The sequence below is a fragment of the Cytobacillus sp. Bva_UNVM-123 genome, from assembly GCF_046351715.2.
In the GTDB taxonomy this organism is placed as follows: domain Bacteria; phylum Bacillota; class Bacilli; order Bacillales; family Cytobacillaceae; genus Cytobacillus.
Window position 1 is genome coordinate 3,853,324 of the sequence record NZ_CM177772.1, and the last position, 25,247, is coordinate 3,878,570.

22 protein-coding genes, 1 pseudogene and 1 other annotated feature are annotated in these 25,247 nt (G+C 36.9%); of the genes and pseudogenes, 10 read left to right on the forward strand and 13 right to left on the reverse strand.

The features are described 5' to 3' along the window. Positions 1-85 precede the first annotated feature (85 nt). The 3 genes and pseudogenes from KDN24_RS19785 to KDN24_RS19795 all read left to right on the forward strand — a co-directional run bounded on the left by KDN24_RS19785 (position 86) and on the right by KDN24_RS19795 (position 2,103). Entirely contained in the window at positions 86-280 is a 195-nt protein-coding gene (locus tag KDN24_RS19785) for a hypothetical protein (RefSeq protein WP_409973008.1), read from the forward strand. Between the two features lie 53 nt (positions 281-333). Then, positions 334-555: an IS66 family insertion sequence element accessory protein TnpB gene (gene tnpB / locus KDN24_RS19790; RefSeq protein WP_491348127.1), complete on the forward strand. Its 222-nt coding sequence runs from the start codon at positions 334-336 to the stop codon at positions 553-555. A 165-nt stretch (positions 556-720) separates the two neighbouring features. Next, a pseudogene (locus KDN24_RS19795) lies at positions 721-2,103 on the forward strand (IS66 family transposase). Between the two features lie 269 nt (positions 2,104-2,372). On the opposite strand, the gene KDN24_RS19800 reads toward KDN24_RS19795, so the two are convergent. The 6 genes from KDN24_RS19800 to KDN24_RS19825 all read right to left on the reverse strand — a co-directional run bounded on the left by KDN24_RS19800 (position 2,373) and on the right by KDN24_RS19825 (position 7,003). Continuing rightward, positions 2,373-2,636 carry a hypothetical protein gene (locus KDN24_RS19800; RefSeq protein ID WP_491348128.1) on the reverse strand — a complete coding sequence of 88 codons (264 nt, stop codon included), beginning with the start codon at positions 2,634-2,636 and terminating at the stop codon, positions 2,373-2,375. Between the two features lie 346 nt (positions 2,637-2,982). Next, positions 2,983-3,972 (reverse strand): hypothetical protein, encoded by a 990-nt coding sequence (locus KDN24_RS19805; RefSeq protein ID WP_491348129.1) that lies wholly within the window; start codon positions 3,970-3,972, stop codon positions 2,983-2,985. Between the two features lie 172 nt (positions 3,973-4,144). Beyond that, positions 4,145-4,594, reverse strand: coding sequence for a GNAT family N-acetyltransferase (locus tag KDN24_RS19810; protein ID WP_409973013.1), 450 nt, complete (start codon positions 4,592-4,594; stop codon positions 4,145-4,147). A 111-nt stretch (positions 4,595-4,705) separates the two neighbouring features. After that, complete coding sequence (locus KDN24_RS19815; protein ID WP_409973014.1) at positions 4,706-6,034, reverse strand: M56 family metallopeptidase; 1,329 nt, start codon at positions 6,032-6,034, stop codon at positions 4,706-4,708. A gap of 2 nt (positions 6,035-6,036) precedes the next feature. Continuing rightward, positions 6,037-6,399, reverse strand: a complete 363-nt coding sequence (locus tag KDN24_RS19820) for a BlaI/MecI/CopY family transcriptional regulator (RefSeq protein WP_409973015.1) — start codon at positions 6,397-6,399, stop codon at positions 6,037-6,039. A 184-nt stretch (positions 6,400-6,583) separates the two neighbouring features. Further along, positions 6,584-7,003, reverse strand: a complete 420-nt coding sequence (locus KDN24_RS19825) for a hypothetical protein (protein ID WP_409973016.1) — start codon at positions 7,001-7,003, stop codon at positions 6,584-6,586. Positions 7,004-7,305: 302 nt separating this feature from the next. Between KDN24_RS19825 and KDN24_RS19830 the strand changes: the two genes are divergently transcribed. Both KDN24_RS19830 and KDN24_RS19835 read left to right on the forward strand, forming a co-directional pair. Continuing rightward, a complete protein-coding gene (locus KDN24_RS19830) occupies positions 7,306-7,569 on the forward strand; it encodes an excalibur calcium-binding domain-containing protein (protein ID WP_409973017.1) in 264 nt (87 codons plus the stop codon). 60 nt (positions 7,570-7,629) lie between these two features. Further along, positions 7,630-7,854: a hypothetical protein gene (locus tag KDN24_RS19835; protein WP_409973018.1), complete on the forward strand. Its 225-nt coding sequence runs from the start codon at positions 7,630-7,632 to the stop codon at positions 7,852-7,854. Positions 7,855-7,912: 58 nt separating this feature from the next. On the opposite strand, the gene KDN24_RS19840 is transcribed toward KDN24_RS19835, so the two are convergent. Together KDN24_RS19840 and tyrS are read right to left on the reverse strand one after the other, a co-directional pair. Next, complete coding sequence (locus tag KDN24_RS19840; protein ID WP_409973019.1) at positions 7,913-8,089, reverse strand: SE1832 family protein; 177 nt, start codon at positions 8,087-8,089, stop codon at positions 7,913-7,915. A gap of 23 nt (positions 8,090-8,112) precedes the next feature. After that, complete coding sequence (gene tyrS / locus KDN24_RS19845) at positions 8,113-9,372, reverse strand: tyrosine--tRNA ligase (RefSeq protein WP_409973020.1); 1,260 nt, start codon at positions 9,370-9,372, stop codon at positions 8,113-8,115. A 44-nt stretch (positions 9,373-9,416) separates the two neighbouring features. Next, positions 9,417-9,643, reverse strand: a binding site (T-box leader). A 1,447-nt stretch (positions 9,644-11,090) separates the two neighbouring features. Here tyrS and KDN24_RS19850 point away from each other — a divergent pair. Continuing rightward, a complete protein-coding gene (locus KDN24_RS19850) occupies positions 11,091-14,066 on the forward strand; it encodes a transglycosylase domain-containing protein (protein ID WP_409973021.1) in 2,976 nt (991 codons plus the stop codon). Positions 14,067-14,167: 101 nt separating this feature from the next. On the opposite strand, the gene acsA is transcribed toward KDN24_RS19850, so the two are convergent. Further along, a complete protein-coding gene (acsA, locus tag KDN24_RS19855; RefSeq protein ID WP_409973022.1) occupies positions 14,168-15,886 on the reverse strand; it encodes an acetate--CoA ligase in 1,719 nt (572 codons plus the stop codon). 274 nt (positions 15,887-16,160) lie between these two features. Here acsA and KDN24_RS19860 point away from each other — a divergent pair, with 274 nt between their 5' ends. Genes KDN24_RS19860 through KDN24_RS19870 form a run of 3 tightly spaced genes read left to right on the forward strand, consistent with a single transcriptional unit; the run spans position 16,161 to position 18,640 of the window. Beyond that, positions 16,161-16,793 carry a GNAT family N-acetyltransferase gene (locus KDN24_RS19860; RefSeq protein ID WP_409973023.1) on the forward strand — a complete coding sequence of 211 codons (633 nt, stop codon included), beginning with the start codon at positions 16,161-16,163 and terminating at the stop codon, positions 16,791-16,793. Positions 16,794-16,823: 30 nt separating this feature from the next. Then, entirely contained in the window at positions 16,824-17,471 is a 648-nt protein-coding gene (locus tag KDN24_RS19865; protein ID WP_409973024.1) for an acetoin utilization AcuB family protein, read from the forward strand. After that, positions 17,468-18,640, forward strand: coding sequence for an acetoin utilization protein AcuC (locus tag KDN24_RS19870; RefSeq protein WP_409973025.1), 1,173 nt, complete (start codon positions 17,468-17,470; stop codon positions 18,638-18,640). Before KDN24_RS19865 ends, KDN24_RS19870 begins: the two co-directional genes overlap by 4 nt. Positions 18,641-18,879: 239 nt before the next feature. Here KDN24_RS19870 and motS read toward each other — a convergent pair whose 3' ends face one another. From motS to KDN24_RS19890, 4 genes are all read right to left on the reverse strand, one after another. After that, the gene (gene motS / locus KDN24_RS19875) at positions 18,880-19,611 is read right to left on the reverse strand and encodes a flagellar motor protein MotS (RefSeq protein WP_409973026.1); all 732 of its coding nucleotides are present in this window, start codon (positions 19,609-19,611) and stop codon (positions 18,880-18,882) included. Further along, positions 19,601-20,416 (reverse strand): flagellar motor protein MotP, encoded by an 816-nt coding sequence (motP, locus tag KDN24_RS19880; RefSeq protein ID WP_409973027.1) that lies wholly within the window; start codon positions 20,414-20,416, stop codon positions 19,601-19,603. The genes motS and motP overlap by 11 nt, the downstream gene beginning before the upstream one ends. Before the next feature lie 63 nt (positions 20,417-20,479). Continuing rightward, positions 20,480-21,478 (reverse strand): catabolite control protein A, encoded by a 999-nt coding sequence (gene ccpA, locus KDN24_RS19885; protein ID WP_491348130.1) that lies wholly within the window; start codon positions 21,476-21,478, stop codon positions 20,480-20,482. 329 nt (positions 21,479-21,807) lie between these two features. Beyond that, positions 21,808-22,881, reverse strand: a complete 1,074-nt coding sequence (locus KDN24_RS19890) for a bifunctional 3-deoxy-7-phosphoheptulonate synthase/chorismate mutase (protein WP_409973028.1) — start codon at positions 22,879-22,881, stop codon at positions 21,808-21,810. A 165-nt stretch (positions 22,882-23,046) separates the two neighbouring features. Here KDN24_RS19890 and pilM point away from each other — a divergent pair, with 165 nt between their 5' ends. After that, a complete protein-coding gene (gene pilM / locus KDN24_RS19895; RefSeq protein ID WP_409973029.1) occupies positions 23,047-25,224 on the forward strand; it encodes a pilus assembly protein PilM in 2,178 nt (725 codons plus the stop codon). The last annotated feature ends 23 nt before the right edge of the window (positions 25,225-25,247 follow it).

Genomic DNA, 25,247 nt, shown 5'->3' on the forward strand with positions numbered 1-25,247 from the left:
ATAAGCCCCCTATCAAACAACGCATATAAACACGCAGCACCTCCTGGTACTAGAATGTATCAATTTAAGGGAGGTGCTTTTCAAAATGCCGCAACAAAAACTTACAATTGTCCCCGTTACATTACATTCCGAAAACAAAGTTTCATATACATCCTCTTCATTAACAGCCTCTGCTAATAACGCTTGCACGCTCAAAACGGCAAACGTAGAAATCTCTTTCTCAAACGGCGTAGATGAGCACATCATCCAAACGGTTATGAGGGAGTTGAAACATCTGTGAAATACGACTATACAAGCGTAAAAAATATTTACATCATTTGTGGAAGGACCGATATGCGAAAAGGCATCGATGGTCTGGCAACACTGATTCAAGATTCTTTCGAACTTGATCCATATGGTGATTCCATTTTCTTATTTGCAGGATGGAGTAAAGATCGCTATAAATGTTTATATTTCGATGGTGATGGCTTCGCCATGCTTTATAAACGTTTGGATAACGGAAAACTCCAATGGCCAAAAGATGAAAATGAAGTACGCAATCTTTCACAAAAGTAGCTTCGCTGGTTGCTCGAAGGGTTATCGATCCAGCAGCCAAAGGCGATTCGGCCATCATCAAAAGGTGTCTTCTAAATTCATTAAAGCCCTTCATTTTATCTTTATTCCACTGTGCGAACTCGTTATAATAAGAGGAGTGAATCCGAACGAAGAGTGGTGAATGATGTGAAAAACGTTTCTTCTATGAGTGAAAATCAATTCGAGAGATTAATTCGATTGCTTGAAGAGCAATTGGCTCATTCGAATCAACAAAACCAAGAACTATCAAAAAAATTGGATCAATCGTTGAAACAGAACGAAGCGTTAACGCAACAACTTCGCCATTTAACCAAGCTTTTATATGGATCAAAAACAGAGAAATCGAAATATAACGTACCAGACGGGCAAGGATCATTATTTGATGAGGACCCGTCTTTTAGCGAGTCTGAGCACACAGAAGAACAAAGCCAACAGACCATTTCTTATACTGTTGTTCGAACTATTCAAAAGAAAAAACGAAATGATTCATTACGTGATGATATCGAAGTAGAAGCAGTTCATTATCATCCAGAAAATACGCAATGTGACTGTTGCCAAGGACAAATGATTGAAATTGGCAGTACAATCGTACGCGAAGAAGCAGAATTTATTCCGGCAAAAATGATAAAAATTCAACACATTGAACACGCGTATGAATGTAAAAATTGCAAAGGCGATGCATTTCAAAAGGCGCAAATTAAACGTGGTAAAGCACCACAGCCTCCTATTCAACGTAGCATCGCAAGTCCCAGTGTACTAGCCAAAGTAATATATGATAAATTTTCACAATACTTACCCCTTTACCGTCAGGTAAAGGAATGGGATCGTTATGGCCTGAATACCAATATAAGAACCTTTCAAATTGGGTCATTCGTGTATCGCAAGATTGGCTATTGCCCATTTACGAACGAATGAAGCAACTGATGATCGCTAAATCGCTTTTACATGTCGATGAAACATATGGACAAATTATCAATCGATCCGATGGGAAATCTTGCCTATAATTGGGTGTATCGAAGTGTGCCAAGCCAAGGGCCAATAATGACTCTGTTTCAAAGCTCATTATCACGGGCTCGATCTGTCCTTGAAAGTTTCATAGGAGGATTTTCAGGAACGATTGTTTGTGACGGTTATTCTGCCTATGATAAGATTGTAGAAAAATTTCTTGATTGGGTTGAATCGTCACCATTCTACGGGAAAAATGCCCTTGCGAAAGCAGCTGAATACACTTTGAATAGGGCAAATGGACTCAAATCATTCTTGAATGATGGCCGCATTGAAATTGATAATAATCCTGCCGAAAATGCCATCCGTCCTAACGTTTTGGGTAGGAAAAACTGGCTTTTTTCGGTCAGCGAAGCCGGTGCAAAAGCGAATGCCATTTGTTTGAGTATCGCAGAAACAGCCAAAAGTAACGGCGTTGATTTCTACGAATACATAAAGAAACTTTTCAAGGAACTTCCGAATCTCGGCACCCATCAAAACCTTGAAATTTTAGATCAATACATGCCCTGGTCAAAAATGATCTAGGAAGAATGTAGCAAATAAATTAAATCAGCCGTATATTCGATTGAAAAAAATCGTGGTAAACGGCTTTTTGTGATGCGTGCCGGTAAAGTGCACTTATTTTTTATAATTCGGGCTTACAATACTGCAGCACAGTTTGGACAATTTAAAGCTTTAACCATGCTTCATCGCTCCTAATATTTACTATTATTAGTATACTTTTAATTACCAAATATACCAGTAATACAAAAGAAAAAAGACCATACTCACATGAGCGCATGGTCTTTTTAATTCTAATTAAGTTCATTCTTAATCTGTAATGCAAAATCTTCAATCGTTTTTCTATCCTTATAAATTGTGATTCCAATTCCAGAACGAGTAGATCTACTTGAAATATATTCACCAGCATCTATCCAAAATTGAAATTGGTAAATTTGTTCTTCAATCAACTCACTTTTGTTTGCTAAAATAGAAAATGAAAATGAAGGATCAGTAGAATCCCATACTTCTGCTTCTAATAATTCATCCCAATTTCTTAGAATTAACGTATGTAACATCATAATGTCACTTCGCAAAACTAAAAATTTAAAATCCAAATGATTGTTACCACAATTAAAATTAATACAAATAGTGCTAGAAACAGAATCTGTTTCCAATATATTCAATTTCAAACTTGTTTTTGATGCACTAAATGATCTATCTTTTATTATTGCCACCCATTACCACTTCCAATTACTATTAACGAATTTTGAAGCAATCTCTCCAGCATCAGGTTTGTAGATAGTTGCTACTTCTTTTGAATTTCCTACAAAAACGACATTTATATTTTGTCTTTTATCATATACTGCCCTTGCACGTGTATACTTGTCGAAGAGCTCTTAAAAAGTTAAGGTAAAATAATAATTAAGGAATAATCAAATTAATTGTATTATAATCATCTTCTTTGCCTTCTTCAACACTTACTCTTTCAAGAAACATCAAATCCTGAAGTCGATTTTCGAAATTGGTAGAATCTACAGAATCTCCATTTATGAAATGTTTATATTGTACCCCAGGCATCTCATAATAAATTTCTTTAAAAGTGTTATCATCTTTATTAATAATAAAGTATTTATAAAAACCGCTATTAAATTTTCCAAAAAACGAACCTTCTGTGACCTCAACAGTTGGCGGTGTTGGATTATCATCCGTCGGTGGTGTTGAATTATCATCCGTTGGCGGTGTTGAATTATCATCCGTTGGTGGTGTTGAATTATCATCTGTCGGCGGTGTTGAATTATCATCTGTCGGCGGTGTTGAATTATCATCTGTCGGCGGTGTTGAATTATCATCTGTCGGCGGTGTTGAATTATCATCCGTTGGTGGTGTTGGATCATTGCTTTCTCTGCCATAAATACCTTCTTCATCAAATCTATGACTAGAGTGTTCATAGTTGGTAATAATATCTGTCCTTTTCACACCTACTGGAATGACTAACTTCGAAATCTTTGAACCTTCTTTTACTACTAATCTAGCATCCTTATTAGTAATTTCAAGTTTGTGAATGTCCCCAGTAGTATTTACAACCACTTCTGTACCTGTGGAGATAATAAGATCTGTAATATTACCATTGCCAATTAGTTCCACTTTATTCTGAGCTGTAACTTCAAGAATTTGAACATTAGCATTAATTTCAACAATCGTTGCACCATTAGTTATGATCAATTTTGGAATTAATACTCCTTCTTCAGCATTTATGATTGAATCCTCAGAAATTATTAATTCCTCAATATCATCATCTTTTTCGATAGGAACTACTAATAAATCTTTAGCTGATGCAAACGAAGATTGAAAAACAAGCAGAAAAATCGTAAAGCTAACTAGACCTAGTACTTTAGTAATATATTTCGCCATATGTCACCCCTATTTTTTTACTATTATGAAAGGAAGTTTAACACCATTTTTACCTTTTGTATACAGTTTATTGTTAAATATTAATCAATAAACGACATAAAAAAGCCAACAAACTAATGTTGACTTCAATAATTCTTATAAAACAACCGTACCAGGTACTTGAATAATTCATTTATAATTTCTTTTCAAAAAAGGTTAAAGATAAAGTCTCATTTACTGTGACTTCTCTAATTTTTTTAAAGCCATTCTTTTCATAAAAACGAACTGCTGGCATATTTTTAGAACCTGTCGCAACGATTATTTTTTCAGACTCGAAATTACTTGAAACATAATTTAATAGTTTTTGAGCAACACCTTTTCTAAAATGAGTTGGATGTACAATTAACCTGTGTATATCAACAACATTATCTTCTATTTTTAATGATATGGCTCCACATAGTTCTTTATCTTCATAATAACCAAAGAAAGTTTCTTTACATACTTGCAATGTTTCAACTGTATCTTTCAATGGAGGTATTTCATCCGTACCGATTATTTCTGCCTCTACTTTATAGGATGGTATTTGAATATTTAATACATCCCTGGCGATATCTTTTAAACTAATATCAATTATTTTAATCAATGTAACCCCTCATCTTTTTTAATAAACTTACTCCGTCGTATCATCCATATCAATAATACCATAATTACCCATTTGGTATATAACAATAAAACTACCTACAAAGTGTTGTTACTACGTGTTAAAAAAAGAATCGATATAACGTGCAAAGTCTGCCCCGACTTCGTGAAGACCTCCGTCTTTTACAATATAGGCTTTATTCTTCACGGTATTGTAGTAAAGTACACAGCTATATCCGCCAATGTCATTAGACAATTTTATCGTATATTGATTTGTATAATTGTTGTCCAAGTCCTCCTCTTTCGCAGGTGTCAGATTCGTTCGTAGTGTTGAATCAATAAATGCAACTACTTTGAAATCAGTTGTCTCAAATTCGTTTACTGACTTAAAGCCACTCATATCGGAGAGAACCTCGATTTCTACTCTGTTATACTCAGTATGATATACTGCTTCCGGTTTACTTGGAGGATTTTCCACCATCGTATCTTCTAGTTGATTTGTATCCCCCTGCTTAGGATTTGTAACTAGTGCAATTCCTACAATCATTACAGTTATCATGGATACAGCAATCACCCAAATAGAAGATTTTCTGTAATTCAACACATTTTTAATCCGCACTTTTACATTGCCCTCACCAAATGCAAGCGGGCTTCCATTGAAAATATGCTTGCTGGTGGCAAGTGACAATAACGAATTAGCGTAAGGCTTTTTAATATTTTCATTCATATCTTTAAATACCCGTTCATCACAGGAAAGCTCCATATCCAAACTCATTAACATAAACGCAATCCACACAAGAGGATTAAACCAATGTATGGATAATATGAAGAAGGCTAATATTTTTATAATATGATCTTTTCGATGAATATGGGTCTGTTCATGTAGCAAAATATAGCCTCTTTCTTCAACATTAAGATCAGTCGGTAAATATATCTTTGGTCTTATTAAGCCAAGCACAAATGCTGTTTTCAAATTCTTCGCTTCGAAGATATTCTTCTCTATTAATTGTGCACTTTTAAGCTGTCTTTTTAAGTTCAAAACAGATACAAGGCTATACACAAGCAATGCTATTATTCCTAAGACCCAGATGTATGCCCCTATTTCAGTATAAATCTGCAATGGATTTACACTAGCTCCAATACTCGGTGCAGGAAGTAATTCGTTTACAAAAGAATCAACTACTTCTATCCCGCTATTAATCTGTGGAATTTCCTGATAGATAATATTATGGGGGATAGGAACAGTATTCGTATTCCAAGGCATTAGACTAAACATACCTTCAAAAGAGAATGGAATGATAAGACGAAATGCCACTACACTCCATAGTGCATACGAGATGAATGTTGGAGCTTTTTTGAGTGGAATCCTAATAAGCAGCACAAAAAGGATAACATAGCTTGCAGTAAGGCTCATATTTAAAGTAGTTAGAAATAGCTCACTCATTGCTAGGCCTCCTCATGCTCGTCAATCAATTTTTTCAACTCTTCCACTTGATGCTTACTTAATTTTTTTGCTCCAATAAAAGTAGTGAGGAATTTAGGCAAGGATCCACCAAATGTATCCTCAACAAAACGTATACTTTGCTTAGCGTAATATCCATCCTCTGTAATTAGAGACGAAACGACAGCATTTTCATTCTGAAAAATGCCCTTTTCACATAACTTTTTCAATACTGTATAGGTTGTAGACTTTTTCCAATTCATTTCTTTTTCACATAGCTTTACTAGATCACCAGAGCCAATCGGTTCATTCTGCCAAATTAAATATGCAAACTTTGCTTCACTTTCTGTTAGTTTATAATCTTTCATCCTAAACCTCCTTGGTCTATACAATATAGACTTATTCTTAGTCTATACTGTATAGACTGTGATGTCATTAATTTATAAAATTAATTTTCTGGTTGAAATTAAAGTTCTACTATCTGATGCCGTTCATTTTTTTATTATTCGTGCAAAATAAAAAAGGACTGTAGTTGTTCACAGTCCCTTCCATCTATTTATATAATTCCTTATACGCAATGACCTTTAAAGCCATGATTTCCTCTTCTGTTAATTTCCCTTGTATTTCTTGAAGAACCTCCTCTTTAGAAATCGTTCCCTCTTGTACTTGTACACGTATATCATTAAGCTCTGAAATACCAACTTTTTGGATTAATACTCTTGTTGCCTCTTCTTTTGTACTGAACGGTAATTTGCTGCTATCTGCTGTTTTGGCTTCTTCAATAAATGATTTTAATTCAGGATCACTTTCAATCGTTTTCTTAATTTCATCCATTTCCCCACTATTTTCTAACTCAGTAGAAATCGCTTCTACTAACTTATTAGAGGCAAACTTAGTACCATAGTGATAAACGCCAAAACCAATGGCACCTAACAAAATAACCGTAATAATTAAAAATTTTATAAACTTCATCTCTCACACTCCTTATGACTCATGTTAAATGATACTACAAATTAAATAAAAAGAAGAGGTTATAATTTCATATTCTCCTTGTAAAAATGAGCCAATTTTAACCAGCAATATTTTTTAACCAGTTGGCTTTTTGCACGGGGTCATTCAACTCGTATTACTGTCATCGCATACCTCTTAACAAATGGAAGGTTGTTGGATGTATGATTGCTCTCCACAAAGCGAGGAAATTTCTTAATATTGAATTAATGGGTAATTTGGTTTATATTGGGAGTGATTGACTATTAGAAAGGAAGAACATAATTATGAAAAAACTTACTAGTTTATTATTATCATTCACACTATTACTAGGTTTTTCCATAACTTCAGATGTTAATGCAAAAACAGAAGTGAAAAAATATAAAAACTGTAAAGATTTAAACGCAGACTATAAAGGTGGAGTTGCACGTTCTGCTTCAGCAAAGAATAAAGGCGGTAAAACAAAGTACAAACCTTTTGTCTCTAAAGAATTATATGAGGCAAATGCAGGGCTTGACAGAGATAAAGATGATATTGCCTGTGAGAGATAATGAAATTTTAATTACAGATATCCTCAGCTAAAATCGTTTTTTTAGTAGGTGATTTTTCGAATGAACAAAAGAGCAGAATTTTTAATCGTCATTGTTAGTGTAGGTTTATTTGCTTTGTTATTTCAATATTTAAAAGATACTTCAACCACTTTATCTGTCATAACATTGTCTCTCATATACATAGTCGGAATAGTTTATATTTTTTTGAGGAAAGCTAAGAGACACACTTTATTTAGTCTTGTCATTACCTTTTTATTTGTAGGTGCTTTATTCAATCTTTTATAGTATCTCTTGTATAAAAATAGGTTGCCATAAGGGCAACCTATTTTTATGTGAATAATATTTAAATCGCACTTAATTGATTTCTCAATTTCTTTAGTTCATTTTCTAGTTCATTGAGCTGTTTCTCCAAAGGAGATGTATTGCCATTAACAGATTCGAGCTTTTCTAAATCATTTTGCAATCGAATGTAATCAAGCTTTAGTTCCAGAATATTATTCTCAATTTGTGCTTTGTTCATTTCTATCCCTGCTTTTTAAATCCTTATTTGTAATTGATTAAGAAATACTTCTTTTTCCCACGGCGAATGATCGTAAATTGATTTTCAATTTTATCTTTTTCTGTTAGAACATAATCTGTCTCAGCTACACGGTCGCCATTTAATGAGACTGCACCGTTTGCCACATCTTCACGAGCTTGACGCTTTGATGGAGAAATCTTTGCAGCCACAAGTAGATCAACTAATCCGATTTCTTCTTCAGTTTTGTGGTCATATGATGGAACATCCTTAAAACCTTGCTTAATTTCTGCTGCTGTCAGGTTTTTAACATCGCCACTAAAAAGAGCTGCCGTAATTTTTAGTGCTTGATTTAATGCATCTTCGCCATGAATAAGTCGCGTCATTTCTTCAGCAAGTGCCTTTTGAGCTTTACGGAGATGTGCTTCAGTTTCAATAGATTGCTCAAGTGCTTCAATTTCTTCACGAGATAGGAATGTAAAGAATTTCAAGTATTTCACAACGTCTGCATCAGCTGTATTTATCCAGAATTGGTAAAACTCATATGGAGATGTTTTTTCTGGATCAAGCCAAACCGCTCCACTTTCAGTTTTGCCAAACTTCGTTCCATCTGCCTTCGTTACAAGAGGGATTGTTAAGCCATATGCTTTGGCTCCTTCTCCTGTCATTTTGCGAATCAGCTCTAACCCAGTAGTGATATTCCCCCATTGATCACTTCCACCAATTTGCAATTTACATTGATGATTCTCATATAAATGCTTAAAGTCCATTCCTTGCAAAATCGTATAAGTGAACTCTGTAAAGGATATCCCCGTTTCTAAACGTGACGCAATTGTATCCTTTGCAAGCATGTAATTAATGCCGATATGCTTTCCAAAATCTCTTAAAAAGGTAATGATATTTAATGGTGCTGTCCAATCATAGTTATTGACCATCGTTGCACCATTCTCACCATCAAATGAAAAAATTCTCTTTAACTGTCCTGTTAAACATTCAACATTATGCTGAACCGTTTCAATTGTTTGAAGTGTTCTTTCTTCAGTTGCTTTTGGGTCTCCAATTAATCCAGTTGCTCCCCCAACAAGAACAATAGGACGGTGTCCATGGTTTTGAAATCGTCTAAGTGTTAAAAATGGCAGTAAATGACCAATATGCATACTGTCACCAGTAGGATCCATTCCACAATATAAAGAAATCTTCTCTTTATTTAACGTATCTTTTAAACCTTCTTCATCTGTTTGCTGGTAGATAATCCCTCTCCACTGTAAATCCTCTAACAAATTCATTCCATTTTCCTCCTTTTAAAAATAAAAAAGCGCCCCTGCAAAATTGCAGGGACGCATAATTGAATTGCGCGGTACCACCCAAATTGAGGACAAAAAGCTCCTCCACTCAAACACGATAACGGATAATCCGTTCACTGCTATAACTAAAATTTTAGGTTGACAGCGAAAGCTCAAGGAGGTAATTCATCTTTCTACATGTACCGACTCACAGCAACCGCCGGCTTTCTGAAACAGAGATAAAAAGACTACTCATTCCCATCAAGGCTTATATAAATTTTTTAAGTTAAAGTATTTTTAACATAACAAACTAAAATTGTCAAACTAGCTTTTAAATATTCTTTGATCTTTTTAAGATCTATTGCTCAGTTAGGTTCCTATTTGAGCGGCGGGCTATCGGTTCGGGAATCGGTTAGCTCTCTTGATTCCCGTTTTAAGTAACACGCTTACTTTTCGGGAATCGGTCGGCTCTTTTGATTCCCGTTTTTAGCAAAGCGCTACATTTTCGGGAATCGGTTGACTCTCTTGATTCCCGTTTTTAGCAAAGCGCTGCATTTTCGGGAATCGGTTGACTCTCTTGATTCCCGGTTTGAGCAACTCGCTTACTTTTCGGGAATCGGTTAGCTCTCTTGATTCCCGTTTTAAGTAACACGCTTACTTTTCGGGAATCGGTCGGCTCTTTTGATTCCCGGTTTCAATGACACGCTTGCTTTTGGGAATCGGTTTGCCCTCTTGATTCCCGTTTTAAGTAACACGCTTACTTTTCGGGAATCAGTTGGCTCTTTTGATTCCCGGTTTTAGCAACGCGCTGCCTTTTCGGGAACCGGTTGGCTCTTTTGATTCCCGGTTTCAATGACGCGCTTGCTTTTCGGGAATCGGTTGGCGCTCTTGATTCCCGGTTTAAGTAACACGCTTACTTTTCGGGAATCAGTTGGCTCTTTTGATTCCCGGTTTTAGCAACGCGCTGCATTTTCGGGAATCGGTTGGCCCTCTTGATTCCCGTTTTAAGTAACACGCTTGCTTTTCGGGAATCGGTTGACCCTCTTGATTCTCGGTTTCAGCGACGTGCTACCTTTTGAGGAATTGGTTGGCTCTTTTGATTCCCGGTTTCAATGACACGCTTGCTTTTCGGGAATCGGTTGGCCCTCTTGATTCCCGGTTTAAGTAACACGCTTACTTTTCGGGAATCGGTTGACCCTCTTGATTCCCGGTTTCAGCGACGTGCTACCTTTTCGGGAATTGGTTGGCGCTCTTGATTCCCGGTTTTAGAAACTCGCTTACTTTTCAGGAATTAGTTCACTCACTTGATTCCCGGTTTGAGCAACTCGCTTACTTTTCGGGAATCGGTTGACTCTCTTGATTTCCGTTTTTAGCAAAGCGCTGCATTTTCGGGAATCGGTTGACTCTCTTGATTCCCATTTTGAGCAACGCACTAACTTTTCGGGAATCGGTCAACTCATTTAATTCCCGTTTTAAACAACACTTTACCTTTTCAGGAATCAGTCCACTCACTTGGTTCACAATGTACATTTTAATCAAAAATGAAAAAGAGCCTTTTAGACTATATGAATTTTACGAATACTTGAATCGTATTCTTATAAATAGACGTCTAAGTTAAAGAGAGAAATTTCAGAAAAAACTTTGTTGTTTTTATCGAAACTCAAACTGATAGAAATTTCATTTTATGCTATAATGTATCTGTTTTAGGGGGAATGATACGGATGAAAGAAAACCAAAATTTTATCGATAAATTGAAATCATTTTTTATGAATAAAAAAGCAGCAAAAGGGGCTAGAATCACTTATCAAGTCGCATGGAATTTAGTCCTGTTGTTTATTATCCTAGTTGTTCTAGGAGGTTCTTTCGCAGGTGGTGTAGGAGCAGGTTATTTTGCTGCACTTGTGAAAGATGAGCAAATACGTCCTTATGAAAATATGAAAAAAGATATTTATAATTATGAGGAAACATCTGAATTGTATTTTGCCGATAATGTTTATCTTGGCAAGCTAAGGACTGATTTAGAACGTGAAGAAATCAAGCTTGAAGATGTGTCTCAACATTTAATTGACGCTGTTGTCTCAACAGAGGATGAATATTTTTATGAGCATGATGGAGTCGTTCCGAAAGCGATTATGCGCGCTGTCTTCCAGGAAGTAACAAATTCATCTGTCCAATCAGGAGGAAGTACGCTTACACAACAATTAATTAAAAACCAGCTACTTACGAATGAAGTAAGCTTTGAGCGTAAAGCAAAAGAAATATTGCTTGCTCTCCGTTTAGAAAAGTTTTTTGATAAGAAGGAAATACTTGAAGCCTATTTAAATGTATCTACCTTAGGAAGAAATTCTTCAGGACGGAATATTGCGGGTGTACAATCAGCAGCAAAAGGGATTTTTGGTGTGAATGCAAAAGAACTTAATCTACCGCAAGCTGCATTTATTGCGGGACTTCCACAAAGTCCGTTCGGATACACCCCTTATACACAAAAGGGAGAGTTGAAAAAGCCGGAAGGAATTGAGCCTGGCTTAACTCGAATGAAAACCGTGCTAAAGAGAATGTATGAAGGCGGAAAAATCGATAAAAAACAATATGAAGACGCTTTAGGCTATGACATTACAAAAGATTTTATCCCCCGCTCTGAGAGCACAATTGAAACATATCCATACTTAACGATTGAAATAGAAAAACGTGCAGTTGAAATTTTGACAAAGATTTTAGCCGAAAAAGATGGCTATGACGAGCAGGATTTAAAAGAAAATGACGAGCTCCGAAATGAATACAAAATTCTTGCTGATCGTAATTTAAGACAAAATGGCTATGAAATTCACACGACGGTTCGCAAAGATATGTATGATGCTATGCAAGTGGCAAAGGATAATTTCACTTACTATGGAAGCGATAAAATTGAAGTTGTCAAAGATCCTGAGACTGGAGAGCGCACAGAAGTTGTTGAGCCTGTTCAAGTTGGAGCTATTTTAATTGAAAATAGTACAGGAAAAATACTTTCTTTTGTCGGTGGTCGTGATTATCAAATTGAAGCAACGAACCATGCAACAAGTTCTCAGCGTTCTAACGGTTCTACTATGAAGCCACTAGCCGTTTATGCACCTGCCTTAGAGCTAGGTAAAGTTGCACCTGGAACAGTAATTCCTGACATAGAGGTTTATCTCGATCCGAGTCGTCCAGGTGTTCCGTATCCAACAAACTATGACAAAACATATAGTGGCTTAGTGTCTGCACGTTATGCATTGGCAATGTCATATAACGTTCCAGCGATGTTAACATATAGAACGATTTTAAAGGACCGACCTGCTCAGTACCTAGAAAAAATGGGAATTACGACAGTAACTGAAAATGATTACACGACTAATTCATTAGCACTTGGCGGAATTACAAAAGGTGTTACGGTAGAAGAAAACGTAAATGCATATGGCACATTTGCCAATGGTGGAAACTTCGTTGATGCTTATATGATCGAAAAAATTCTTGATAAATCCGGCAAGGTTGTCTACGAGCATGAAGTAAAACCTGTTGAAGTGTTTAGCCCACAAACTGCCTTTTTAACGATCGACATGATGAGAGACGTTATTAAATATGGTACAGCTAACTCAATGAAAAATTATTTAAAATTCAACTCAGATTGGGCAGGAAAAACCGGAACTAGCCAAAATTTACAGGATTCATGGTTTGTTGCAGTTAATCCGAACATAAGCTTTGGTGTTTGGAATGGCTATGATACACCGAAACCATTAGAACTGCGCTATAAAGGCCTACACCACGGTCCACGAGGCGTCTATTTATGGTCAACATTATTAAATGCTGCTTACGATATTGATCCTGAATTAATCGGTGCGCCTAATAAACAATTCCAAATGCCTGGTGGAATCGTGAAAAGATCATATTGTGCAGCCTCTGGTCTACTTTCAACAGAAGCATGCGCAAAAGCAGGTCTAGTTGAATCAGATTGGTTTAATGCAAAGTTTCTCCCTAAAAATGCTGGTGACAGCTTTACTGATGGCAAATACGTCCATATCGGGGATAAGCGCTATCTAGCATTAGAAAGCACACCTGAGGAATTCACTACGAGTGGTGTGATGATAAGTCCGAAATACTTTGAAGATTTCTACGGGATTAAGATCAAAAATGCAGCACAGCTCATTCCAACTCGTGATCGATGGGCAAGCATATTTGCAGCTGACGCAACATTAGAGGAAAACGGAAAAGTACCGAGTGCGCCGAGTATTAGCGAAGCAAATTCTACCATTACTTGGGGAAAACATCCGGAAGGTGACGTAATCGGTTATCGAATATATCATAAAACCGCGAATGGAAATGTAAAAGTTGATAGTATTTTAGCAGGTGATGTCTTATCTTATAAGGCAGCAAATGGAGAATACTATATTACAGCTGTTGATATAGCCGGAAAAGAGTCAGCTCCTTCCAATATTATTAAAATTGGAGAGACAGAAGAGACTCCACCAGCAAAAGAGGATCCTGTTAAACCGCCTCAACAAGAAAAACCGACCAATCCTCCTGGGGAAGATAATACAAATCCTGGTAGTGGTAATGGTAACGGAAATGGAAGTGGAAGTGGTAACGGAAATGGCAATGGAAGTGGAAATGGAAGTGGAACGGGCGGCGGAGATGGAGAAGATGATGGCGGGGGAGATGGAGCACCTCCAGCCAATGGAGAATAATTGCCGATAAACTGAAACTTCAATCAATGGGGCTTACTACCCGTTAAAAACTAAAAGCCTGAGAAGTTAAGAATAAACACTCTTAATTTCTCAGGCTTTTTTTAATCTTCCATTGTTGAAAGGTCACCAGTTGGTAAGTCTAGCTCCCACGCTTTTAAGACGCGGCGCATAATTTTACCACTTCTTGTTTTCGGCAATTTATCCCTAAATTCAATTTCACGTGGGGCTGCATGGGCGGCAAGTCCCTTTTTCACAAATTGACGAATATCCTCTATTAACTCTTCAGACGGTTCATATCCATCTAATAAAGCAATAAACGCCTTAATGATTTCCCCGCGCACAGGGTCTGGCTTCCCTATTACGCCCGCTTCTGCTACTGCAGGATGCTCTAATAGTTTGCTTTCAACCTCGAACGGGCCGACACGCTCACCTGAAGTCATAATGACATCATCGACACGGCCTTGGAACCAGAAGTAGCCATCTTCATCCATGTAAGCAGAATCGCCTGAAACATACCAGTCCCCAGGCATAAAATAAGACTCATACTTCTGCCTATTATTCCAAATTGTGTGCATCATTGCTGGCCATCCTTTTTTAATCGCTAAATTGCCCATGCGATTAGGCGGGAGCTCTCTTCCTTGGTCATCAACAATTGCACCAATCACACCTGGAATTGGCTTGCCCATTGACCCTGGTCTTATTTCTAAGCAAGGATAATTACAGATTAATAGTGCACCTGTTTCCGTCATCCACCATGTATCATGAATCCGCAATTGAAAGACTTTCATGCCCCATTTTACGACCTCTGGATTTAATGGCTCACCCACACTAATAATGTGACGAAGACTGCTAAGATCAAATTTCTTGACGACTTCATCTCCTGCCCCCATCAGCATTCTAAATGCTGTTGGCGCACTATACCAAACGGTGACACCATACTCTTCAATCATCTTATACCATGACTCAGGATTAAATCTTCCACCGACAATTAAATTAGAAGTTCCCGTTAACCAAGGACCAAAAATTCCATATGACGTCCCTGTCACCCAACCTGGGTCGGCTGTACACCAATAAACATCCTCTTCTTTAAGATCAAGAACCCACTTTGCTGTTTGATATTGTTGAATCATGGCATTGTGAACATGTAGAACCCCTTTAGGTTTTCCTGTGGAGCCAGAAGTATAGTGCAGAATTAAGCCATCTGTCCTTTCCACCCATTCGATCGACAGTTTATTGCTAGCTTCTGTCATTCTCTTATTAAAATCATAATACACACCTTCCTCAACAACATCTTCACCAACTAAAAATATTGTTTTCAATGCAGGAAGGTCTTCGACTGGAACACGGTTTAATAGTTCTGGTGTTGTTATAAGCGTAGTTGCCTCACTATCAGCTAGTCGATCAAAAACGGCCCCCTCCATAAATGCTTCAAATAGCGGACCGACGATAGCTCCAAGTTTAATAGCACCTAAGGCAGCAAAATATAACTCAGGCGATCTTGGCATGAAAATGAACACCCTGTCGCCTTTTTCAACATTCCCATATGCTTTCAGAACATTCCCAGCTTTATTTGAAAGTTCTTTCATTTCCTTAAAAGTATATTTTTCGTTACGCAATCCTTCACGAAAATAAAGCGCAACTTTATTTTTCCTAAATGAATCTGCATGACGATCAATTGCTTCATAAGCCATGTTTACCCGTCCTGTTGCATGCCAAGAAAATTCCTTTTCCGTCTCTGACCATTCAAATGTACGATACGTTTCATCATAGTTTTTTAAGTTATAATCTCCTTGAATGGCTGATAATGCTTCAACTTTCATGTATCAATATCCCCCTTTTTAAAATGAACCTTATTTGCTTCTTCTAAAATCTCTGCCCCATCTATTTTTCAGAGTCTATTAGCTTCAGCCGTTAGTAAGTTTCCTAATATTATATTATAAGTTCAATTATTTCTCAATTTTAAAAATATTTCAATTTTACATTTGTCACAGAATGTTTTGGAATATACAGAAAATTAACAGAAAATTGCTCTTCATTAGTAGATTTTATGTATAATATAGTTACATTGAATATTGTGTTTAAGGCGGTGAACGAATGGAACATCGTAAAACGTATAATGCAAAAGAAATAAACACCCCGAATGGTTCCTTATTTATTGAAGGGCCTATTTCACCTGAAAAATTAGCTGAGTTAGAGTTCCATAAGGATTTAGTGGCGTTCCGTCCACCAGAACAACAAAAGAATGCATTAATTGAAATTGCGGGGCTGCCAGAAGGTAGAATCATTATTGCTAGAAATCGGGAAACTATTGTTGGATATGTAACATATGTCTACCCTGACCCACTTGAAAGATGGTCAGAAGGAAAGATGGATAATTTAATTGAGCTTGGCGCAATTGAAGTCATCCCTGAATTTAGAGGATGTGGAACAGGAAAAAATTTATTAAAAGTTTCGATGATGGATGATGCAATGGAAGATTATATTATCATTACAACCGAATATTATTGGCATTGGGACTTAAAAGGCACTGGCTTAAACGTATGGGAATATCGAAAGGTAATGGAAAAAATGATGAATGCTGGTGGCCTTGAATGGTATGCAACCGATGATCCGGAAATCAGCTCACATCCAGCTAACTGTTTAATGGCCAAAATTGGGAAAAGAATTGACATGGATTCTATTGAACGATTTGATCGCCTCCGATTTAAAAATCGCTTTATGTATTAAATGAAAATGTCTGACTAAGGGGGAAGTTTAGTGATTGTTGAAGAAATTATGCGGACGAATGTTGCGACATTAACAGAAGAGAACACCATTGCAGAAGCAGTTAAACTAATGGGTGAAAAGAAAATCCGACATCTTCCTATTATAAATAGTAAGCGACAATTAGTGGGACTTGTTACGGACAGAGATATTCGCGATGCTTCACCATCGATTTTCGATACTGAAAAATTTAAAGAAGAGCTGCAGAATCCTCTCAAAGTCATTATGAAAACAGATGTTATTACTGGACATCCGCTTGATTTTGTAGAAGAAACCTCAGCTATTTTATATGAGCACCGTATCGGCTGCCTGCCAATCTTAAAGGATGACAAATTAGTTGGAATCGTAACAGAAACCGATCTTCTCCGAACTTTAGTTGAATTGACAGGTGCACACCAGCCTGGTTCGCAAATTGAAGTAAAGGTTGAAAATAAAGCAGGGATGTTATGTGATATTGCCACGGTTATTAGAAATCGCAATGCCAATATACAAAGTGTATTAGTTTATCCGGACAAAATGGATGAAAAATATAAAATTCTTGTCATTCGAGTTCAAACGATGAACCCTCTTCTCTTAATAGATGAGTTAGAAAAGGCAGGACATCAAGTTCTTTGGCCAAATCACCCGGGGAAATCATCATGAGCTATGATTCAGTATTTATTTATTCTGATGACCTGCTTAATTATAAATTTAATTCCGATCATCCTTTTAATCAAATAAGGGTAAAGCTTACACTTGATTTACTTCGGCACTTGTCAGCTATCAATGATCATCAACTCGTACCTCCGCGTACTGCTACAGATGAAGAGCTTGAACTAATACATGACCCGAATTATGTGAACGCTGTCAAGCTAGCAGGAAGTGGTCAGCTTTCAGCAAGTATAGGAGAAAATTATGGACTTGGCACAGAAGACGTCCCGATGTTTCAAAATATGCATGAGGCAAGCTCTTTATTAGTTGGTGGAACATTAACGGCTGTTGATTATGTTATGACTGGCCAAGCGAAACATGCTCTTCATCTTGGAGGGGGCTTGCATCACGGATTTAGAGGAAAAGCTTCAGGTTTTTGCATTTATAACGATAGCTCAGTCGCAATTAAATATCTTCAAGAAAAATACAAAGTACGGGTATTGTATGTAGACACTGATGCACATCATGGGGATGGGGTGCAATGGTCTTTTTATGATGATCCAAATGTTTGCACACTCTCAATTCATGAAACAGGACGTTATCTTTTTCCTGGTACAGGAAATGTTAATGAACGTGGACAAGGAAAAGGTTATGGCTTTTCTTTTAATATTCCTGTCGACGCATTCACCGAGGATGATTCTTGGCTTGAAATGTATAGAACATCTATAAAAGAAGTTGCTGAATTTTTCAAACCGGATGTTATTTTGACACAAAATGGTGCAGACTCCCATTATTTAGATCCTCTCACACATTTATCTTCAACGATAAAAATATATCGGGAAATTCCAAAGCTTGCTCATGAAATTGCCCATCAATATTGTGATGGAAAGTGGATTGCTGTCGGAGGAGGCGGATATGATATTTGGCGTGTCGTGCCACGGGCATGGGCATTAATCTGGTTAGCTATGACTGAAAACTCAAATTGTTTCGGAAGTTTACCACATGAGTGGGTAAAGACTTGGGAAAATCACTCCCCGGTTCCATTGCCTACTCAATGGGATGATCCTATCGATTTGTACAAGCCCATTCCAAGAAAAGCTGAAATTACTGAAAAAAATATCCAAACATTAGAAAAAGCATTGTACCCGATTCGCAATAACAAAAAAACTGAGTCCTTATAAGATATTATATTCCGATTCATGAAGAAGCTGGCTCAAAAGGTCGTTAATAACGATTATTTTGGCTAGTAGGTGAGAAAAGCGAAGCGTCTGGAACGGAAATCAACGGACGGAATAATAGAAACATAAACAAAGAGTGTGCCCCTAAAAGTTATACTTTGAACTGCACCCCAAAAGTCAGATTTTACTCTAACTTTTGGGGTGCAGTTCAATTTTGGGACACACTCTGGAAATATGTGAATCTAATTTGTAATATCATCTTGTTTATATTTTGGATCAGAAATGATTATTTCTACTCGGCGATTTTTTTTCCTGTTTTCAGCGTCACTATTTGAAACAATAGGTCTTGTGTCTGCATAACCAACTGCAATGAATCTACTACTATCAATCTTATGATTTTCAATAAAATATTTTATTACACTGCTTGCACGTGCAGCAGACAGCTCCCAATTGGATGGATAGCGGTATGAATTCATCGGAACATCATCTGTATGACCTTCGACCTTTACCATATTAGGAAGATTTGTAAGTAGTTCTCCTACTTTATTTAAAAATTCATGTGAGCCTCCAATCAAATTTGCTTCCCCTGGATCAAATAAAACCTGTTCTTGTAAAACAAGAACGACACCACGCTCTGTACGATTTGCAATAATAACATCCTCTAATCCGTTTTTATCTAAAAAGCTCTGAACCTCAACTAATAGATTCTTCAATGAATCTTCTGAAGCTTTATCTTTGTCAGGCTGTTCTGTATCAACCCCAGCTGGGTTTTCTAACGGGATAATGGATGGATAAAAATCTAAAAAATGTTCACGGTACGATTGTGTAATTGCTTTAAACTTAATAATGTCTATTTGCGACATTGAGAATAATAAAATAAAAAAAACTAAGATTAATGTAACTAAATCAGAGTATGTAACCATCCAGCCAGGAGCACCATTTTTAGCTTCTTGTGTTCTCCTCCTAAGCTTCATCTTTCAAGGCCTCCCCTGAAGTTATCATTTTAGCAGCTTTTCGTTCACTTGCGGATAAAAATGCGCTTAGTTTTTCTTCGAGCAGCTTCGGATTCTGACCTGATTGGACTCCAATTACCCCTTCTATGACAATTTGCTTTAAAAAAACCTCTTCCTCTGTTTTCAAAGCTAGCTTAGAAGCAAGAGGTAAAAACACTAGATTCGCTAACAATACGCCATAAAACGTAGTAATTAAAGCGATTGCCATATTTGGTCCAAGACCAGAAGGATCATCTAAATTATAGAGCATGAGGACAAGCCCAATTAATGTTCCGATCATCCCCCATGCTGGCGCGTATTCTCCCGCCTTTTCAAGCAGACTTCGTCCTTTGCGATGTCTCTCTTCCATCGCTGTGATTTCCGCATTCATAATATCATTAATGACATCTGGCTCAATACCATCTACAGCTAGTAAAATCCCTTTACGAATGAAAGGATCTTCTACTTTTTCGATATCAACTTCTAATGATAGAAGTCCCTCTCGACGAGCTCGTTCTGAAAGTGTTACAAATGTCCTAATTAGCTCGCTTAGATTTTGTTCGTTATGTGAAAAACCTTGGCGAATGACTGTGAATAAATGTTTCATTTCCTTCAATGGAAAACTTACAAGTAAGGCTGCTACTAAACCACCGAAAACAACTAGCATGGAGGAAGGATCAATAAAGCGAAAGAAGCCATTTATTCCTCCATTGGTTATGATTCCAAAAATAAGCATAGCAAATCCAAAAAGTAATCCAATTGGTGTTAATACATCAAACCTTCTCATATTACCTCTCCCGATTCTACAGAAATAATAATTGTTCCACTTTCTATATTATCGGCATTTCCATTATTTTGTTGAATTTCGCTGTTCAATCCTGTGTGGGAGAACAACAATATGATCATGTACCTCTTCTTTGTTCATCAGTTTTGTCAACAGTCTCATTGAAACTGCGCCAACATCATATAGTGGATGAACAATTGTAGTCAGTCTTGGACGCACCATTACAGATAAACGAGTATTATCAGAGCTAATTACTTCGAAATCATCTGGGACATTATAGCCTTTGTCTTCGACTCCATGAATAATCCCTAGTGCCATTTCATCTGAACCGGATAAAATAGCAGTTGGTCTTGTCTCGGCTTCAAGCAGCTTTTCAAATGCCTCAAGTCCTGAATCGTACGAATAATCCCCTTCAACGATCAATTCCTCTTTATAAGGTAGACCAGCATCTGATAGTGCACGTTTATAGCCATTCAATTTCTTTTCGCTATTTATTGGCTCGATTAGCGGACCAATAATATAGGCAATATGTTTATGTCCTTTTTCGATAAATGCGTTTACCGCATCATAGGTAGCTTGTTCATAATCAATATTTACAGATGGTATTTTTTCTGACTCTTCAATAGTTCCTGCTAATACAATGGGAACAGAAGATTTTTTAAACTCATCAACAAGTTCTTCCGTAATATTTCCACCCATAAACACGATTCCATCTACTTGTTTTCCGAGCATCGTATTAAATAAATGTAACTCTTTTTCTAGATTCTGGTCAGAGTTGCTCAAAATAATATTATATTTATACATTGTCGCAATATCTTCTATACCCCTAGCTACTTCGGCAAAAACAGTTATCGAAATATCAGGAATAATCACCCCAACAGTAGTTGTTTTTTTACTCGCCAATCCTCGTGCTACTGCATTTGGTCGATACCCTAATCTCTCAATAACCTCTGTTACCTTTTTTCTAGTTGCAGGCTTTACATTCGGATTTCCATTAACAACTCGAGAAACTGTAGCCATTGAAACATTCGCTTCCCTCGCTACATCATAAATTGTTATGTTCATTTTTCTTCACTTCTCCTTCTTTTATTAACGACCTTTAATTTACTCTTTAGTTTATAGCAAGCTTCACATATCTAATCATAAAAAATCGTATGTTTATTTACGCCTTATAAACAGTGTAAATATGTGACTAGTTACACATACATATTTATTATTAATGATACGATAGACAATTACATGCTGCAATAAAAAAAGCGTAAGCACCCAGTGGGTTTCCTATGTACTAGATAAACATCAAAAGTAAAATGGATATGCTTTCTTACTATGAAATTAAGAAGCCTCCTGCAAAAATGCAGAAGGCTTGCTTGCCATTAATTTCTGAATGAATCAAGTTAAACTCTAACAAAGGCAGATGACTGGAGTTCGTGCATGAAATCGTCAAACTGTTTTAAATTCATTTGCTGAGCACTATCAGAAAGCGCAACGGCTGGATCTGGATGAACTTCAGCCATCACACCATCCGCACCAATTGCTAAGGCAGCTTTTGCAGCTGGAAGTAATAAATCTCTTCTTCCTGTTGAATGGGTCACATCGACTAATACTGGAAGATGTGTTTCCTGCTTCAATATCGGAACTGCTGTAATATCAAGTGTGTTACGAGTTGCACGTTCATACGTACGAATACCACGTTCACAAAGGATGATTTGACCATTGCCTTGAGCCATAATATATTCTGCAGCATTGATAAATTCTTCAATTGTTGCGGATATTCCTCGTTTTAATAAAATTGGTTTATTTACCGCTCCTGCTGCTTTCAATAATTCGAAGTTTTGCATATTTCTAGCACCAATTTGGATGACATCAAGATAATCAACTGCGATTTCGATATCTCCTGGGCTGACAATTTCACTAATAACAGCTAAATCGTATTCATCTGCAATTTGTTTTAAAATTTTGAGTCCTTCTAAGCCAAGGCCTTGGAAATCATATGGAGAAGTTCTAGGTTTGAAAGCTCCCCCTCTTAGAAGCTTAAGGCCTTTATCTCTAACTGCAGCCGCAACGGTAGCAACTTGTTCATAAGACTCAACCGCACATGGTCCAAAAACAAAATGTGGGTTTCCATCCCCAATTTTTTCACCTTTTAAATGAACGATCGTATTTTCAGGCTTTTTCTTTCTGGAAACTAAAAGTGCTTTACGATGGTCATCCTTTTGAAGTTCTAATCCAGCCTTAAAAATTTCTTTAAATACATGCTCGATCGTAGAATTTTCGAATGGACCATCATTATGCTCCTTAATTAAATTCAACATGTCGCGTTCACGGACAGGATCATATCGATAAACGCCTTGTGTTTCCTTTGCTTTTCCAATTTCTTGAACTAACTTTGCTCTCTCATTAATTAAGGATAATAGCTGCAAATTTAGTTCATCAACACGATTTCGCAATTGATCTAATTCATTACTCAATTCCTGTCCCATCCCTTCAATAAATAATAATTATATGGTACATTTTTAATAATTAGAATTTATTATATATGAATTTTTCCAACATGTCACGAAAAATTTCTTTAATAATTAGACGCTTTTAAGCAGTAAAGTATTTTGGATTAATACATAAAGAAGGTGTATCTCTTGCAAGAACAAAAAAAATTATTTGCTTTAGACATTGGAACCCGTTCAGTTATTGGAATTATTTTGGAAGAACAAAACGGACAATATCAAGTAATTGATGCCCTTATGAAAGAGCATTCCGAAAGAGCAATGCTCGATGGACAAATTCATGATGTATTATCCGTATCAAAAATTATTACTGAAATTAAAGAAACACTTGAAGTAAAATATGGTCCTTTGAAAAAAGTATGTGTCGCTGCAGCTGGAAGAGCCCTTAAGACAGAACGAGCAAAAATTACAATTGATATTAACGGAAAACCGCTCATTCAAAAACAAGATATTCTTCATCTAGAACTAAGTGCTGTCCAACAAGCACAAGCATCTGTTGCCGAAAAGCATCAAGCTGAAAAATCTTATTACTATTATTGTGTCGGCTATTCTGTGCTCTATTACCGGCTTGATGGAGAGGAAATGGGTAGCTTAATCGACCAACAGGGCAACGAAGCATCTGTGGAAATTATTGCGACTTTCCTGCCTAAAGTAGTCGTTGAATCTCTCCTCTCAGCCCTACATCGCGCTGATCTTGAGATGGAGGCATTAACATTAGAGCCGATTGCCGCTATTAATGTATTAATACCACCTTCAATGAGACGGTTAAATGTTGCTTTAGTTGACATCGGTGCAGGAACATCAGATATCGCCATTACAGATCTTGGTACAATTATCGCTTATGGAATGGTCCCCATTGCTGGAGATGAAATAACGGAAGCGATTAGTGACCAGTTGCTTCTTGATTTTCCATTAGCTGAAAAAGCAAAAAGAGATTTACATGAAAATGATACAATAACGGTCACAGATATACTAGGATTTGAAACTGAAATCCAAAAAGAGGAAATTATTAAACAAATTTCTCCGGCATTAGAGAGACTTACTTCATCGATTTGCAATGAAATATTGAATTTAAATAATAACCATTCCCCAAAAGCGGTTATGCTCGTTGGAGGTGGTAGTCTTACACCTGAATTACCGAAAAAAGTAGCCGAAAGATTAGGTTTACCCGAAAATAGAGTAGCTATTCGCGGCATTGATGCCATTAGCTCTTTAACGATAGCAGAGCATATTAGGAAAGGTCCTGACCTTGTAACCCCGATTGGGATTGCGATCGCCGCTCATAAATCACCTGTTCAGTACAAAACAGTTTATGTAAATGAGCAGCCTGTCCGTTTATTTGAAGTAAAAAAACTAACAGTTGGAGATTGTCTACTTGCTGCAGGGATTAAAATGAATAAACTTTATGGAAAACCCGGGTTAGCCAATATCATTACGCTAAACGGACAAAGCATTACTGTACCAGGAAGTCATGGAGAACCACCAATTATATTACGAAATGGAGAGCATTGTTCCTTAGATGATGCAATTGAGAGTGGTGATCAGCTTTTTGTGACAAAAGGAGCTGACGGACAAAAAGCAGAAATCCAATTGAAAGATCTCATCGATGAGATTCCATCAAAGGATATAAAAATAAATGGTGTTCACTATACGATTTCTGCTTCTTTAAATCGAAATGGCAAAATAGCAGCACCCGAAGAATATATTAATGACAATGATGAAATAGAAGTGAAGATCCCAGAAACGGTTGAGGATATGCTGAGAGCTCTTAGCCTGCACGAGCTGCTGGCTGAGATCAGGCCATTTAGAGTGAAAATAAACGGAAAAGAAACATTCATTTCTGCTTTTTCAGGAATTCTTTATCGGAATGGGAAGGAAATTAAACCGTTCAGCAGCTATGAACATTGTGATGAGATTATTATCGAGAAAAAAGAACTGCCGACATTGAGAGAACTCGCGCATCTAAAACAGATCATGTTATCCCAAAACATTCCCGTTTCTTTTAACGGAAAAGAAATCCATCTTACGAAGCCAGTTACCATCATTACAAGAGATGGGCAACCTTTATCTGAAAGTGACGAGATTTACGACGGGGATAGCCTATTGACTGAACAGAAAAAAATTGAGCCTTTTATTTTTCAAGATTTGTTCAGCCATGTAGATATTGAAGTTCCTTCGCAAACAAATGGAAGATTCATATTATTAAAGAATGGGGAACAAACTACTTTCGATTGCAAGCTTGACCCTGGAGATGAATTAAAAATTGTTTGGCCGCTTGAGAAAAATACAAAACTTACTTTCAAAAATTAAAGCTATCACGCTCAGAGATCATT

Excerpts from the sequence above, each read along its gene's own strand:
- tnpB (WP_491348127.1), top strand. The coding sequence starts at position 334 with ATGCGAAAAGGCATCGATGGTCTGGCAACACTGATTCAAGATTCTTTC.
- KDN24_RS19785 (WP_409973008.1), top strand. The coding sequence starts at position 86 with ATGCCGCAACAAAAACTTACAATTGTCCCCGTTACATTACATTCCGAA.
- KDN24_RS19835 (WP_409973018.1), top strand. The coding sequence starts at position 7,630 with ATGAACAAAAGAGCAGAATTTTTAATCGTCATTGTTAGTGTAGGTTTA.
- KDN24_RS19825 (WP_409973016.1), bottom strand. The coding sequence starts at position 7,003 with ATGAAGTTTATAAAATTTTTAATTATTACGGTTATTTTGTTAGGTGCC.
- KDN24_RS19830 (WP_409973017.1), top strand. The coding sequence starts at position 7,306 with ATGAAAAAACTTACTAGTTTATTATTATCATTCACACTATTACTAGGT.
- KDN24_RS19820 (WP_409973015.1), bottom strand. The coding sequence starts at position 6,399 with ATGAAAGATTATAAACTAACAGAAAGTGAAGCAAAGTTTGCATATTTA.
- KDN24_RS19850 (WP_409973021.1), top strand. The coding sequence starts at position 11,091 with ATGAAAGAAAACCAAAATTTTATCGATAAATTGAAATCATTTTTTATG.
- KDN24_RS19800 (WP_491348128.1), bottom strand. The coding sequence starts at position 2,636 with ATGTTACATACGTTAATTCTAAGAAATTGGGATGAATTATTAGAAGCA.
- KDN24_RS19860 (WP_409973023.1), top strand. The coding sequence starts at position 16,161 with ATGGAACATCGTAAAACGTATAATGCAAAAGAAATAAACACCCCGAAT.
- tyrS (WP_409973020.1), bottom strand. The coding sequence starts at position 9,372 with ATGAATTTGTTAGAGGATTTACAGTGGAGAGGGATTATCTACCAGCAA.
- acsA (WP_409973022.1), bottom strand. The coding sequence starts at position 15,886 with ATGAAAGTTGAAGCATTATCAGCCATTCAAGGAGATTATAACTTAAAA.
- motP (WP_409973027.1), bottom strand. The coding sequence starts at position 20,416 with ATGAGAAGGTTTGATGTATTAACACCAATTGGATTACTTTTTGGATTT.
- motS (WP_409973026.1), bottom strand. The coding sequence starts at position 19,611 with ATGAAGCTTAGGAGGAGAACACAAGAAGCTAAAAATGGTGCTCCTGGC.
- KDN24_RS19870 (WP_409973025.1), top strand. The coding sequence starts at position 17,468 with ATGAGCTATGATTCAGTATTTATTTATTCTGATGACCTGCTTAATTAT.
- KDN24_RS19840 (WP_409973019.1), bottom strand. The coding sequence starts at position 8,089 with ATGAACAAAGCACAAATTGAGAATAATATTCTGGAACTAAAGCTTGAT.
- ccpA (WP_491348130.1), bottom strand. The coding sequence starts at position 21,478 with ATGAACATAACAATTTATGATGTAGCGAGGGAAGCGAATGTTTCAATG.
- KDN24_RS19815 (WP_409973014.1), bottom strand. The coding sequence starts at position 6,034 with ATGAGTGAGCTATTTCTAACTACTTTAAATATGAGCCTTACTGCAAGC.
- KDN24_RS19805 (WP_491348129.1), bottom strand. The coding sequence starts at position 3,972 with ATGGCGAAATATATTACTAAAGTACTAGGTCTAGTTAGCTTTACGATT.